Source organism: Pseudoalteromonas ardens (genome assembly GCF_030125445.1).
GTDB lineage: Bacteria > Pseudomonadota > Gammaproteobacteria > Enterobacterales > Alteromonadaceae > Pseudoalteromonas > Pseudoalteromonas ardens.
This window is the reverse complement of record NZ_JASJUV010000002.1, coordinates 833,711-848,573: the sequence shown is the minus strand read 5'-3', so window position 1 is coordinate 848,573 and position 14,863 is coordinate 833,711. Positions and strand designations below refer to the sequence as shown.

Sequence of the window (14,863 nt, the reverse complement as noted above, 5' to 3'; positions counted from 1 at the left end):
CTGCTTGTTTAATCCCAGGCAACGCCATCGCATTACTACTTTGTCCCTTATTGTTGTACTAATTTCACTTAATACCTGGTCTATTTGAAGGAGCAAATAGGACGCTAACAGCGTTAAAAATTTCTCATTTAGAACCTTATACCTTAGACATAGGTTCACAAATTTTTGCCTCGCCTATAGGGATGTAGATGCCTCAGCGATAGCAGGACGCGGGAGCGGTGTTATCGACCCTATTTTCTCGCCTCAAAATAGCTCACTTAATTAAGCAAATTGGTATTGCTTTCATTGCTAATAAAGCAACAAGTGAATAAAAAATATTGTATACAATATAAATTCATTGTAGGGTGAATAGGCCTATTACAGGCAAATCATCAATGGGAACTCAACAGGAATTAGAAATGCGTAACAATAAAAATAATACGCAGGCGATCCGTCATACTCTGGCTGCGAGTGCAATAGCGCTCGCAATAGGGAGCGCGGTGCCTGTATTTGCAGCGGACGGTAACAGTCTGGTCAGAGGTAATATCGTCAGTGGGCAGGGCAGTGAGCTCAATGAAGTCGAGCTGGTGTTTACACATAAAGCGAAGGGATTGACCTTCAGCGCAACAACCAATGCTCAGGGCGAATATATCCTGCGTAATTTGCCTGTTGGTCAGTATCAGGTAACGATTAGCAAAGATGGCTTTGAGTCGGTTATGGAAGAACAGATCCAGGTAAACATTGGCCAGTCAGTGCTGCTGGATGCGCAACTCTATCGCGTCGGTGCCACGGATATTGAGCGTATCGCTGTGTCAGGTACTGCCATTCGTCGGGTCGATATGGCTTCATCGACTGCGGGTGTCACATACACAGATGAAGAAATTAAAGCCATGCCTGTTAATAGCGGTTTTGAGAGTATCGCACTACTGGCTCCAGGTACCGCTGAGCCAGGGGGTTCTGAGTTCAAAGATGCCTCCAGCTTTGGGGGCTCTTCCTCCGCAGAAAATGGTTATTATTTTAATGGTCTGAATGTCACCAGTATTCGTACAGGGTTGGGATCTATTCGCTTGCCCTGGGAAGCCATTGGGCAAACTCAGGTGAAAACGGGCGGTGTTAGCCCTGAATTTGGCGGAGCACTCGGTGGGATTGTGAATGCGGTTTCAAAATCCGGTGATAACGATTTTAAACTGGGTGTAGAAATGCGTTATGACCCGGATAGCTTGCGCAATCAACATGAAGCCATTTACCAGCAAAATGGTGTGGTGGGATATTACACTAATACGCAGCAATCTACTGAAACGTTTAAAGAGCTTCAGGTGTGGGCAAGTGGTGCGCTTATTGAGGATTCGCTGTTTTTTTATGGCTTGTTAGCACCCTATCGGGAAAATGAAACCTGGGCAAGACAGACGGTTTATAACGATAGGGAGAGAGAGGAGGATCGTTGGTTTGCCAAGCTGGATTGGTTTATCAATCAAGACCACTCAATTGGGTTCTCTGCGATGAACAATAAGCGGACCTGGGAAACAACCTCTTTTGCCTACGACTGGGAAACTAATGTAATTGGAGAGCAACGCGGTGTTGCTGCCCCAGGCGAAGATGGCGGTAAAGTATACAGTCTTAATTACAACGGTTATATCAATGACTTTTTCTCAGTCTCCGCTGTATTGGGTCGGGTATCGGAAAATGTCGAAAACGTGGTCGCATCCACAGAGCCGGGTGTGTGGGATGAGCGCGATGGCTTTGTCACGGTGTCGTCTCATACCGCGAGCAGTGTCACGGAAGAAGAGTTTGTGCGCGATCAGTTTAAACTCGATTTTACCTGGGATCTCGAAATGCACTCGGTGTCATTTGGTCTGGATTACAGCAAGATCACGGTTGACTATTATGAAGGTCAAAATGGCTTAGGTGAGGCTCAGGGGTGGTGGACTATCTTAACCGCGTCAGAAGACGATATTTCTGGTGCGCCACAGGGCACGGATTATATTGAACGTCGGGTGCGCACCAGAGAGGTGGATTCTGATTCAACTGCACTGGCATTCTATGTAAACGACAGCTGGCAGGCGACGGATAATCTGGTACTGAATTTGGGCTTCAGATACAGTGAATTTGAAAATACTGTGTCCGATGGGCGTGCTTTCGTTGATATGAAAGATCAGTTTGCACCCCGGTTGCAGGCCATTTATGACTTACACGGTGATGGCAGTGCAAAAATCTTTGCAACCTATGGTCGTTATTTTCAGCCCGTTTCGGTCAATATGAACGTGACACAAGGGTCTTCTTCCATTGAATGGTTTGAGTATTATGCATTGGACGAAGTGGATGCCAATGGACTGCCAGTACTGGGCGCAGATGGCTCTCCCAGCCGAGGCGCACAACTTCGTGATCGTTACTGGCGTCAGCGCGGCATTACCGAACCTGGGTTGATTGCTTCATCAAGCCTAAAGCCTATGTATTCAGATGAATTCACTTTGGGTTATCAGCAAGAAGTGTTCGGCGATATGGCACTTGGTATTCGTGCCATTTATCGAGATTTGGGGCGTAGCGTAGAAGACACCGATGTAGGTCCTGTGTTAGCGAAAAAGTTAGCTGAAATGGGTATTTCAGACAATGTCGGGCAAAGTTCCTACTATGTGCTGAATAACCCGGGCGAAGCCATTACTATGAGCTACGACTTCGACGGCGATGGTCAGGTGGATGAGATAAACCTGAGTGCAGAAGAGCTGGCATTACAGCAAGCTAAGCGTAAGTATCTGGCGCTGGAGTTTACGCTTGAAGGCAGCCTCACAGACCGTTTGAGGATCAACTCATCTTATACCTGGTCACATAGCTATGGTAACACCGAGGGGTTGGTCAAAACCGACAATAACCAAGCAGACCCCGGCTGGACAACGTCTTATGATTATGCAGATCTAATGGACAATGGTTACGGCAATTTGCCTAATGATCACCGCCATGCGTTTAAGTTTGCCGGTGCATATGAGCTGACTGATGAGTTTACACTGGGAATGGTTGCGCGCGCCATTTCTGGTCGCCCGACCAACTACTTATCTTTGCACCCCCGTAATGTTGATAGCTGTAAAAGCGGCAGCCCCTGGGATGCGTGTGTGAGCCGGGATTACGGTCATGTTAGCCATTATGACGAGCACGGCAACCCGGCGCCGCGAGGCAGCATTGATACCTTACCTTGGCTGACCAACATAGATTTATCCATGACTTATACCACTGAAATTTCAGGTCATGATTTGATGCTCAAAGCCACAGTATACAACTTGCTGAATAACGATGCTGCGTTGGACATCACCGAAACGAGAACACGAAATAGCTCGGTAGAAGGCCAGGAGCTGGAGCTTAATCCAGATTATGGTCTGGTGACTCGTCGTCAGGAGGAGCGCTACATTTCCCTGGTTGCTCGTTTTACTTTCTGATCGTTTGTTTCCCTGGTTAGTCGGGCTTCGTGCCCGGCTTTTCTTTATGGAGAAGTGATGAAACTTGATTTTAACCGGTGGCAGATGCCACAGCACTGGACACAAATAACAGCATTGGACATGCACACGGCTGGCGAACCGCTGCGTATTATTACCTCAGGTTTGCCTGAGCCGAAAGGGAATAATATGGTCGACAAACGCCTGTATTGCCTGACGCACTATGAAGACATGCGCAAAATGCTGATGTATGAGCCACGCGGACATGCTGATATGTATGGTGCGTTACTGACAAAGCCGCAGCGTGCAGACAGCGCCTTTGGCGTCTTGTTTATGCACAATGAGGGGTATTCCACCATGTGTGGTCATGCGGTAATTGCGCTGACTGAGTTGGCAAGAACCCAGAGCTCAGAGACTGTGAGCGAGCAACAGTTGAAGATGGATACGCCTGCGGGGCAGATCTGCGCGTTTTATTCTGGCGACAAAAAACAGGTGGGATTTTACAACGTCGCGTCTTTTGTTTGTCAGCTGAATGTGCCGGTAACACTGGCCGGAATGGGCACTGTGTACGGTGATATTGCATTTGGTGGTGCTTATTATGCCTATATCGACGCCGATCAACTTGATCTGGCTCTGAGTCTGCAAAATAGTGAAGAGATCATTTGTCTGGGCAGGAAAATAAAACGTGCATTAACAGGCAAGATTCAACTTGATCACCCCGAAGATACGTCCTTGAGTTTCTTATATGGCGTCGTGTTCTATTCCAACTCTCAGGTGAGCGGGTCACATTGCCATAGTCGTCATGTGTGTATTTTTGCTGATGGTTCGCTAGATCGCAGCCCCACAGGTACAGGTGTTAGCGGCAGAGCCGCATTACTGGCCGCGCAGGGAGCACTTGCCAGGGGCGAGACTATCCATATTGAAGGGATACTGGCATCCGGATTTGATGTCAGTATCGATGGGTTTTGCCAATATGACGGTCGGGATGCGGTGCGGCCAAAAGTGACAGGCGAGGCATATGTTACCGCAGAACATAGATTTTGCTTGGATCCTGAGGATCCAATTCAACAAGGGTTTATTCTACGATGAATCAGTATCTACAAAGACAAACCAATTTACGCAATTTGCTGAGGTCATCCGGGTACCAGGCTATGGTGGTATTCGGCTATGAAAATATTCGTTACTTGTGTGGGTTCAGCGGGCATGCTGCAACGCTATTGATCAGCCATGAGCAGTGTCAGTTGATCACAGACTACCGCTACTATGAGCGCGCGCAGGCTGAAGCGCAGCAAGCCGATGTCATACTAAGGCACAGAGACACTGAAAGTTTGGGTCAGTGCCTTAATCGCCTATCCGCAGAGCTCAAGGCGCTGGCATTTGATGCTGCACACATTGATGTAAGCCAGTGGCAAGAGATCAGTCGTGAGCTCTCTGGTCGTGTATTAACCCCCAGCACAGGTTTTATAGAGCAATTACGGCAAGTGAAAACTGAGCAGGAAATTTCTTGCATTCGTCAGGCCGCTCAAATCGCTGACCAGGCATTGGCCGATACCTTGCCACTTGTAAAAGAAGGGGTCAGTGAGCGCGACCTGGCCCTAGAACTGGATTATCGTATGAAAAAGCTGGGGTCTGAAGGAGTATCTTTTGAGACCATTCTCTTATTTGGCCCACGCAGTGCCTTGCCCCATGGTAACCCCTCGACACAGAAGCTTCAGCATGGCGATTTGATCTTGGTTGATTTTGGCGCCGTTGTTGATGGTTATCGTTCTGATATGACACGCACTTATGTGTATGGAAAACCCAGTGCGGAGCAGCGCAGCATATTTGATACGGTACAAAGCGCTCAGCAGGCAGCACTGACAAGGGCCTGTGCAGGCGAGGATTGTCAGGTACTCAACGCAGCAGCGCACGCGGTTATGATAAACAGTGATTTTGCTCAGTATGCAGGAGAAGGGCTGGGCCACGGTCTTGGGCTTTTTCTGCATGAACAGCCCTTCATTAAACCGGGAGTCGATTACCGCTTGGAACCTGGCAATGTGATCACCATTGAGCCTGGGATTTATATTCCGGGTGTTGGTGGGGTAAGACTGGAAGAAGATATTGTGATTACTCACTCTGGCTATGAGTTGTTGACTCATGCTCCCCAAGATTTTGAGTTATAAAGGAGGCACTATGAAAATGATAGAGCGAGAGCAGGTGCAGCAGGCACTCAGTTTTCCCACTTTGATTGCTGCACTGCAGCGAGGGTTTGCGAGCGCCCATACCATGCCCAGACGTAGCGTTTTTGAGCTGGATGCACAGGCCACTAATCATGACGCTTTTGCTGTGCTGCCAGCATGGAATGACTCAGTGATAGGTGTTAAGGCGTTTACTTACTTTCCGGGCAATGAAGCACATGGAAAAGCCAGCCTGTATTCAAAAATCATGTTGTTTGATCGTGAGCATGGTGAGCCTCTGGCACTGGTGGATGGCACTCAGGTGACTTTATGGCGCACTGCTGCTGTTTCTGCGCTCGCGGCATCTTATTTAGCCAGAGAAGACGCGAGGCATCTGGTGATGTTTGGTGCAGGGAATCTGGCACCCTACATGGTGCGTGCCCATCTGGCGGTGAGGAACTACGATAAAGTGACGCTGGTTGCCCGAAACCCAGATAAAGGGGAAACCCTTAAAACGACATTGTCACAAGCCTTTCCTGAGGTTAGCTTCGTGATGGGACAGAGTAATGCTGAGCTCATAGGTTCAGCAGATGTAATTTGTGCTGCGACTGGTAGCCACATCCCGTTGTTTGACGGGCGTTGGTTGAGTCCGGGAACGCATATAGATCTGATTGGGAATCATCATAAAGATGCACGGGAGATTGATACTGCGACATTGCTAGCCAGCCGGGTATATGTTGACAGTAAAACCAATGTTCTGAATGAAGCTGGAGAGTTGCTTATTCCCATTGCGGAAGGGGTGTTTAGTGCAGATCAAGTTGCAGGAGAGCTGGCCGACATGGCGCGGAAAAACTGTTTCCTGAGGCAGGGTGGCAGTGAAATTACGTTGTTTAAATCGGTTGGTACAGCGCTCAGTGATTTGCTGGCCGCGAAACTGGTGCTGGAGCAAAGTTAAGATGTGGAAATCGACAAGGAGGAATAAACAACGTTGTCGTATGTGTCCAATCATTGGGCTGGTGGTTGTCAATGACAAACGCTTGCTTAACCCGCTGGTTTGCCATCAGGCGCATATGCTGGTGACTTATCAATATGATGGGCAATCCAGGAGCGATACCTTGCTGTATGATCCGATTTTGCTTGAACGGTTCAAGTCGGGCCAGTCATGTCAGGTGCTGGCTGATGGTCATGGTATTGTTCAGGCTTAACACTTTCAAACACTCTCTCACTGAAAGGTACGCAAAGACTTTATACACTTTACCCGAATAAAATAAACACAGTCAGGGTAAATATTATGAAAAACTGGATAGCATTCTCTTTGGTCGCCGTATTCGCAAGCGGCTGCGCGCATCACAACAACGTCCGCCCTTCAGCGGATGGCAAGCACTATGTGAACTTAACCGCAGAAACCAGAGAGGCTGCGGGCAAGGAAGCACTTGAACAGGCAAACCATTTTTGCGATGAGCAAGAGCGTGGTTACGCTTATATTCAAAATGAGGATATTACCTACATGGGGTCCATGCCCGAGCAGGAATATCTGCAAAAGCGTAATATCGCAACGGCGGTTGAAACAGCTGGTACGGCGATGTGGATTTTGGGTGAAAATGCCGTTGATGATGTGGGCGCAGCCATGAGCATTGGTGGTGGTATTGCAGAAGACTCAATGGGCGAACCTTATCAAATCACTTTGGCATTCAGCTGTAAGTAACTCTATGCCTGAGATAAAAGCGGGTCTATGATACTCAGATATTACTTTGATTTATCACCCGCTCTGGGTCTGGCTGGAGTCCAAAGGTTGTTGTTTTTTAGAGCGATTTGATTACACTATTAACAAGTCGTCAGATATTGTACCAGGCACTTGCATGCGCACCCGGGTTGCTCATTTTTCACTTCTATTGGTTATCTTGCTGTGCTGGCAGGGGCAGTCTTATGGTGCCACCGAAGCGCAAGAGCCAATCAATATTGCCGTTGTGGGCAAGACCAAAAACGACAGCTTTTATCAGCAATCTCACAAAGGCTGTCAACGCTTTGCCCGGGATTATCCAAATGTGCATTGCATTTATGATGGTGCGGATGATTATCAAGACGTCAGAACACAGGTATTGATCGTCAAAGAGCTGATCCGAAAAGGCATTGACGGATTACTTATCTCCACCACGGATTCTCAGTTTCTTGTTGATGGCGCGCTCAAATTGGCTGCAAAACATGCCATCCCGGTTATCACTTTTGACTCAGATCTGCTTTCAGAACACGAGTCCTATCGACTTGCGTACGTCGGCACCAATAATTTTGATTTCGGTAAAGCGCTGGGTGAAGAGGCTAAGCGTTTTAAAGTCGAACCACAGCAGCACATATGCCTGCAATCAGGTCACCAGACGACCCCAAACTTGAACCAACGTATTGCGGGTGTTCGCTATGCGTTGTCCGGTCAAAGTACGAAGAGATTGTCAGGTGAAAACGGTTGGGTTGAACACTATCGCTGTCCGTTGTTTACATTTGGCAGACGGGCTGATGCATTGGATCAGCTCGTCACTATGATGAAATACCCCGATCCCCCGATTTTTCTGGCTGTTGCCGGGTTTGCGCAGTTTAATCCTGATTACATCACTCGCATGGCACAGTTCAAATCCCTTATTGCCGAAAAGAAGCGGGTGATTATTTCCGCTGATACTGAAAACAGCCAGCTCAAGGCACTGCAAAGAGGGTTATCAGTGACCAATATCGGACAGAAGCCCTTTGAAATGGGACGCCTTGGTGCTGAGCTTTTGCATCAATTTATTATGCGAGGGACTGTACCGGCTCAATCCCACTACTTTTTGGATTTTCATTATTGCAATAAAGGAAATTCGGATACTTGTACAACCAACCATTGATATTTACCTTAGTGATACTAAAATAATTTAATAAACATAACCTTAAAAGCTCGGTAGGTAGATGAAGAAGTCCCTGTTATTGTTGCTGTTGTTATGCAACAACGCGTTTGCCGGGCCCTTGCAATTTGTGTCAATTAATTATCTGATTGAGCAGGAAGTGGGCCGGCTGGTTTTACCCGAAATCTATCAAAAGCTGAACGTGTCAATTGTCATTACACCTTATCCGGGCAAGCGTGCACAGCAGCTGGTACGCAGTGGGAAAAGACATGGTGAAATCATGCGTATTTTTAGCTACGGGAACGAAAACCCTCACACCATCCGCGTTCCTACGCCGTATTATACGTTAGAGACGATGGCATTTATTCGCAATGATGGCAAAGTTAACATCCAAAGTGAACAAGACCTAAGCCAATACCGAATTGCAAAAGTACGTGGTGTAAAACACACCAACAACATCACTGAGGGGATGCCTCGAGTCGAGGACACAGATACCACCATCCAGGCGCTTAATCTGGTATCCAAGGGCTTGGCTGACGTTGCGCTGACCAATCGCATTGATGGTTTGGTGATGCTGGCGCAGGCGGGGATTGAAAATGTCATACCGCATCAGAGCAGTTTTCGAGAACTCGCGCTCTACCACTATATCCATAAGGATCAGCAACATTGGGTCGAAGAAGTGGATGCCGTATTGCGTGGCATGAAGCAAAGCGGTGAACTGGCAGAATTAATAAGAAAAGCAGAAAACCAGGTTATCACGCAACACTGTCGGCAAAGCACAACGGCCACTGAACTATGCCGACAGCATATGCTTCAGGATGATGATTGAGCTGCGCGATTGGCGCGCCACTGGCGTATTTTGCTGCCAAAACTGAGCTTTAGGCGCCAGTAAACAATCATAAGCAAAATGACCAGCCCCGGTAGCTCTAACACTCCCGAGTCGACTAAGGACTGTGGCAATATCTTGGCGGCGCCTTGCGATACAAATGAGCCAACCGATATAAACAAGGCAAAGCACATTCTCCATAAATGACGCATCAATCGCGGTGTGGAGGCAAGCCCTTGCGCATACACCAGGCGCATGTCGCCAATAAAAGACAGTGCGGCGAGTAGTGCAAAAAAGTAGTAGTCATAGGCGCTGATGCCATGCTTTATTTCAGCCTGGCTGGTGCCCGCCTGATTGCTGAAGTAAACACAGGCTATCACAATCAGCAACGAGCAAACAGGTAATGTGTAGTCAAATCTTCCCTTTGTATTAGGTGCAGATTTGACAGCCAGCCATCCTGACAGAACCAGATAGGTTGTAAAGGTGCCTGCGATGGCGGTGATGATCATAGGCTGTAATATCGCGATCACTGTGCCGCTGACAGCCATTATCAGCATAGTGAAGACAAACCAGGTACCTGCTAAAGTATGTAATGACTTTCCTTTTGCCACCGCGATAGCGGTTGCACCGGCGGCAATGGCCACACTTCCTGTGATTATGTGCGCTAGCATGGTGAATGTAATCTGTTCCATCTTATGATCCTGTATATTGCGATGTGGTTGAGTTGCACTTTATACTGACTAGTAAAAGACTGTCGTCCGATACTAAAGGTTAGGACATGAATAATAATTATAAGTTTTTAATTCATAGGGTTGAGTGGTTTTGTTTGAGGCTGAATTAGCGTTTGTGTACACCTTTTTACTCGGTGCTGTTGGACTGGCTTTAACTGTGTTAATTGACAGGGCGAGGCGCTGGCATTGTTATCGGGCGCTGGTACTGTTTCTTTTTTCGCTGTTTGTTATTTTGTCGGGTCCGTTTGTCTTTTTACACTATCCGTCAGCTCAATATATCTATATCGCAGCTATCGTTCCTGCCTGGTTGCTGCTCTTTCCTTGCTTTTATTTATACACGCAAGCTTTAACATCACCCGTTCCCTGGCAATTTAATCGCGCTAGTATGTGGCATTTTATCCCCGCCTGCCTTTCATGTGTGCTGTCAGCGAGCCTGATACAATTGCCTGAATCCGAGTTATTTGCCATTTTCTTTGCTGAGGGTGACGTTGAGCTGGCGGCCGATGCACGTTTTACAGTCGGGCTGATCATTACCTTGATGCTGTTTTGGCCGGTGCAAAGTTTGCTTTATGTGCTCATGGCCTGGCGCAAGGTGATGAACTATAGGCGTAAGTTGCAAGCGGTATTTTCGAACACCCAGGAACGTGAACTGAACTGGTTGATTGTGGTACTAATACTGATGTTATTTACCTGGTGCTGGCTGGCACTGACACTCTTTCAGGATTTAAGTGCGCAACCCACGTTACTGCGTGAAGGGGGCGTCGCAGTGCTGAGTACTATCAGCATCTGGTTTGTGCTGTTTTGGTCATTACGGCAAAAACCAGGTTTTGACAAAATCTATGGTTTCACCGAGCAGTTTGATGTGACAGGCGATGAGCATCGTGTTGTGGCTAAGGATCGTAGCGATGTTAAATACCAGCACTCAGCGCTGAGCGATGAGCAGTCAAAGCGCATTGCACAGAAGATCCATCGCGCGGTGGTGGCTGAGCAACTTTACCTGGATCCCGATCTGACTCTCTACAGACTGGCTGAGTCTATCGGAGTATCAGCCAATTATGTGTCTCAAACCCTGAATCAGACCGTGGGACAATCGTTTTTTGACTATATTAATAAGGCACGGATTGACGCAGCGATTAAGCTGTTGCTGGCTGATGATAAGACTGTACTGGACATTGCTATGACGGTCGGCTTTAACGCACGCTCGTCTTTTTATAAGGCATTTAAAGCACATACAGGAATGACACCGGGTGAATATAAAAAAACGGCACGTGCCAGCAGGTAGATATTTCAGTGTATAAATTTTGTTGCATTTTGGTTGATTTAATTTGTTGTGTTCCTTGGTTTTAAGGGCTAACGTAAATGTGGCGATTAAATAAACAAGGAAACAAAAAATGAAAGTTAAAATAAATAAACTGAAAAACCTGTCTGGCAATAACCGTTTACCTGCTAATCAAACACCTCAGGTGGCAGGTGGTAAGCATATTGAAATTACTAATTACAGACAGTGTGTTGCCAGTGAACCTAATTGGGGTTGTACAGGCGGTGCGTGTCGGGATTGATAGCCAGCACTTGCTAGCCTCAGCGCCTTATTGCGACGCTGAGGTGCTGGCTTATTAAAGCAGCTGCATTGAGCCGCAGTTTAAAATGCCTTCCAAAAGCAAACTAATGTTTAGCGTTTAATCAGTAAATCCGGTAGCGGCACACGAATCTTTTGTTCATTCACAGACTCGCCGGCCAGAAACCTGCGGATGGTTTGCGTGACCTCAGGTGAACGCATAAACAAATTGTGACCTGCGTTTTCTATAATTACCTGCGTAACGCGACTGAAGTGTTTTACAGCCTCTCGCTGGCTTTGCGGGTAAGTGCGCCCATCTAGTGAACCTGAGAGCACCAATGTTGGTACATCAGATACTGGAGGGGCTCTAAATTCATCACCTAAGTCAAGTCTGTCGATCACGCCCTGAAGTTGTGGCATTGGAAAGTTTAGATAGGGGCCAAGCAAAGCCGAACCGCTTTGATGATTCACTTGTTCCAGCCGTTGTTGTGTAATCCCAGATGCAATGTCCATGGCTAATGGCATCAGTCTGAAGTTAATTTGCGCTTCGCTAAAATAACCTCTGTTTGCGATGTGCTGCAGTGGCTCAATGACCTCCATATCCAAAGCCTGGTAAAGTGCCAACAGGCGTTTCAGGCCTCGGTGTGGATCGGCTATCATCCCTGATGCCAGACGCTGCATATGCCAGCGCTGAAACAGGAAATCTGTTTTCTTTCCTTTATCGTCAGAGATATGCAAGGTTATTGGTGCTGTTTCGAGGCGCTTATGGACTCTTCGGATCAGCCCGGCAACATCTGGGTAGAGTCCTTTGCTTTCGGGTTGCGTGTTAATTGCCTTTTGAACGCGGGCAAAGTAAGCGTCTGTCTGAGCCGGGAGTTTAACTGTCTGATCGAGCCCCTCGACACTGGCGAGGACCAGCTTATCCAGATTGTTAGGCATGGTTTTGGTTGCGGCCAATGCCAGGTGAGTACCATAACTGATCCCCCATAAAGTCAGTTTGTCAGCTTTTAGATGACGTCTGAGGTCATTCAGGTCTTTGGCACTTTGCTCTGTCGTATAGCCTTTAATGTCAATTCCCTGCTGTTGCCAGAATGTGACACACTCAAGCGCAGCACGTTGGTACAAGTGCGCCACTTCCACATCTGTTTGTTGCTTAGCTGAATGAGTGGAAATGCTCGAATGACATGTTGGTAGAGCATCGGATTTACCGGTACCACGCTGATCCAGTGCAATCACATCCCCAAATTCACGCAGGGCCATAAACAAAGGAAAGCGAAAGTTGGCATATTCAGCCGTTTTGATGCCAGAGCCACCAGGCCCTCCGGACAGGTATATGATAGGGCTGCCAGGTGTTTTAGTCGTGGCGGGAAAGCGTACGTAATGAATGCGAATATCCCGGCTGTCAGCCTGGTTGCGGTTTTCCGGAACTGTGATAAACCCTGAAAAGGCTGCCACTTGCTGGCTGTCCTGGGTTTTGAAAGTAATAGCCTGCTCGTTGTCAAACATCAGAGGGGGCTGCTCCTGAGCGAAAGTACCTAAGGTCATTATTGTGCTAAGGAATAGCAGTACGCGCATGATGTAACTGCGAAAGTGCTTGTATCTGAATTCTTTCATAGTGCTGTTCTTGGTTGTTAATTGTGCCTTCAGTTAACCTTGTTCCATTCGAACTATCATGCGATATTCTATCAAATGTATTGATTTTAATAGTAATATCGATAAACGGTTGAATTAAACCGGCCAAAGGTCGAGGTGGGGGAAGTGTGCAGTATTGTGGTTATCAACATTTACGAGTGGTGTTTTGTACGCTGCTATTATTGGTATCAGCGAATTCGCTCGCACTAGACTGGGCACACATAAATTATCAACAGATACGTGTCTGTCCGGGTGGTGACGTAATACCAAATTTTGAAGATGATGCGTGCACAACACAGTCGTTTTTTAGTGCTGACCCACAGGGACGGGCTATCTGGATAGAAGCGTCGCTGCATTTGTCTGAACGCTGGCAAGAAGGCGCTGAACCACTTGCATTTTACTTGTTTGCGAAAGCCTCCAGTAAGGTCTATCTCAATGGCAGGCTGCTGGGCACTAATGGTCGTGTTTCGCTGGATGGCGAGCATGAGCTTGCCGGGCGCATGGACACCCGCTTTTATGTGCCCCCGGGTTTAACGAAAGCCGGCGAAAACCGGGTAGTGATACAGTTGTCTTCTTACCAGAGTATCTTGCGCCTATCTTCTCCTTTACATCTGGCGGCGCTGGGCAAGTATCAAAACAGCACGGATTACTTTGGCATTGAGCCGTATATGCAACTCAGTGTGCTATGTATCCTGTTCCTTGGGGGACTGTATTTACTGATACTGAGGTTAAGCCCTTTGCGGGCAAAGATCCCTTCAGGCTTGATTTGGTTAATTGGTATCGCAGTTGTTCAGCTAGCCGTTGAACAACTGCGTGGCTGGTATAGCTATCTGTATCCTTTGCATGACGTCAGATTAGTGCTGATCTTAGTTTGTGCAATGACCTTTGGCTTTGGGCTACTGGTTTATTTATTACGCCTGTGTCAGTTCGATACCAAAGTAAAGCTGAGTGTTCTGGCCCCCGTTATAGGCCTTACCTCGACGTTGGTGTTTTTTAGTCCCGGGTTTGATCTAAAAACGACGCTGGCGGTGACCATTCCTGCACTTGCTGGGGTAGGGGTTACTTGTTGGTATTATTATCGGCATCAAAGCAGCAAAGCCTTATTATTTGCTGTTACCTTATGTGTATTTGTTGTGGCTGCAATGCTGAGTTTGCAATCATTCCACAGTCTGCTTTTCTACGTTATGGTAACCCTGTTGTTGGGCGTACTATTGGGGATGCATATTCGCCAACTGGGCGAACTTCAGATACAAACCATGGCGGATCAACAGGCCATTGCCAAGTTGCAGGTGAAACTTGCCCAACTGAATAAAACGGGCACGCAGCAGTATCTCACGCTGACTTTTGGTAGTGCAACTGAACGTATTGATGTCGGACAGGTGTTATGGTGCCGCGCTGCTGGCGATTATGTTGAGTTACATCTGGATGGAGGCGGTGAGCGCTTGTATTCGGGATCACTGAAAAGTCTGATTGATAAACTACCTGGCACATTTATGCAGGTTCACAGATCTTACCTGGTTGACTTAGATAAAGTTAGGCGAATTGCGTTAAATAAGGATAAAGCGGAATCTGGGTACGCGTTTCTTTATCTTAGTGACGGTAATCGGGTGCCTGTCAGTCGGCGTTTGCTAGGTCAGGTGAGAGGGGCTATTGAGTGAAATAAAGTGTGCTACCAGGCGGTGCTGGTAGCACAGA

The 14,863-nt window shown here is 47.4% G+C and carries 13 protein-coding genes; 11 read left to right on the top strand and 2 right to left on the bottom strand.

Going from position 1 to position 14,863, the window contains the following annotated elements:
- The first annotated feature begins 398 nt into the window (after positions 1-398).
- From QNM19_RS08715 to QNM19_RS08680, 8 genes are all read left to right on the top strand, one after another.
- Positions 399-3,404: a TonB-dependent receptor domain-containing protein gene (locus tag QNM19_RS08715; protein WP_049863240.1), complete on the top strand. Its 3,006-nt coding sequence runs from the start codon at positions 399-401 to the stop codon at positions 3,402-3,404.
- Between the two features lie 57 nt (positions 3,405-3,461).
- The gene (locus QNM19_RS08710; protein ID WP_049863239.1) at positions 3,462-4,490 is read left to right on the top strand and encodes a proline racemase family protein; all 1,029 of its coding nucleotides are present in this window, start codon (positions 3,462-3,464) and stop codon (positions 4,488-4,490) included.
- Positions 4,487-5,563: a M24 family metallopeptidase gene (locus QNM19_RS08705; protein WP_284026601.1), complete on the top strand. Its 1,077-nt coding sequence runs from the start codon at positions 4,487-4,489 to the stop codon at positions 5,561-5,563. The genes QNM19_RS08710 and QNM19_RS08705 overlap by 4 nt, the downstream gene beginning before the upstream one ends.
- A 10-nt stretch (positions 5,564-5,573) precedes the next feature.
- A complete protein-coding gene (gene lhpI / locus QNM19_RS08700; protein WP_049863238.1) occupies positions 5,574-6,512 on the top strand; it encodes a bifunctional Delta(1)-pyrroline-2-carboxylate/Delta(1)-piperideine-2-carboxylate reductase in 939 nt (312 codons plus the stop codon).
- Positions 6,513-6,552: 40 nt separating this feature from the next.
- Positions 6,553-6,762, top strand: a complete 210-nt coding sequence (locus tag QNM19_RS08695; protein ID WP_049863237.1) for a hypothetical protein — start codon at positions 6,553-6,555, stop codon at positions 6,760-6,762.
- Positions 6,763-6,848: 86 nt separating this feature from the next.
- A complete protein-coding gene (locus QNM19_RS08690) occupies positions 6,849-7,262 on the top strand; it encodes a hypothetical protein (protein ID WP_049863236.1) in 414 nt (137 codons plus the stop codon).
- 154 nt (positions 7,263-7,416) lie between these two features.
- Positions 7,417-8,427 carry a substrate-binding domain-containing protein gene (locus QNM19_RS08685; protein ID WP_284026600.1) on the top strand — a complete coding sequence of 337 codons (1,011 nt, stop codon included), beginning with the start codon at positions 7,417-7,419 and terminating at the stop codon, positions 8,425-8,427.
- 61 nt (positions 8,428-8,488) lie between these two features.
- Entirely contained in the window at positions 8,489-9,253 is a 765-nt protein-coding gene (locus tag QNM19_RS08680; protein WP_049863235.1) for a substrate-binding periplasmic protein, read from the top strand.
- Here QNM19_RS08680 and QNM19_RS08675 read toward each other — a convergent pair.
- Positions 9,238-9,942 carry a hypothetical protein gene (locus QNM19_RS08675; RefSeq protein WP_284026599.1) on the bottom strand — a complete coding sequence of 235 codons (705 nt, stop codon included), beginning with the start codon at positions 9,940-9,942 and terminating at the stop codon, positions 9,238-9,240. The genes QNM19_RS08680 and QNM19_RS08675 overlap by 16 nt on opposite strands.
- Before the next feature lie 130 nt (positions 9,943-10,072).
- Between QNM19_RS08675 and QNM19_RS08670 the strand changes: the two genes are divergently transcribed.
- Positions 10,073-11,263: a helix-turn-helix domain-containing protein gene (locus QNM19_RS08670; RefSeq protein WP_156202157.1), complete on the top strand. Its 1,191-nt coding sequence runs from the start codon at positions 10,073-10,075 to the stop codon at positions 11,261-11,263.
- Between the two features lie 109 nt (positions 11,264-11,372).
- A complete protein-coding gene (locus QNM19_RS08665) occupies positions 11,373-11,540 on the top strand; it encodes a hypothetical protein (protein WP_156202156.1) in 168 nt (55 codons plus the stop codon).
- Positions 11,541-11,650: 110 nt separating this feature from the next.
- Here QNM19_RS08665 and QNM19_RS08660 read toward each other — a convergent pair whose 3' ends face one another.
- Positions 11,651-13,150 carry an alpha/beta hydrolase gene (locus tag QNM19_RS08660; RefSeq protein WP_284026598.1) on the bottom strand — a complete coding sequence of 500 codons (1,500 nt, stop codon included), beginning with the start codon at positions 13,148-13,150 and terminating at the stop codon, positions 11,651-11,653.
- Positions 13,151-13,296: 146 nt separating this feature from the next.
- Between QNM19_RS08660 and QNM19_RS08655 the strand changes: the two genes are divergently transcribed.
- A complete protein-coding gene (locus QNM19_RS08655; protein ID WP_049863231.1) occupies positions 13,297-14,826 on the top strand; it encodes a LytR/AlgR family response regulator transcription factor in 1,530 nt (509 codons plus the stop codon).
- Positions 14,827-14,863 lie beyond the last annotated feature (37 nt).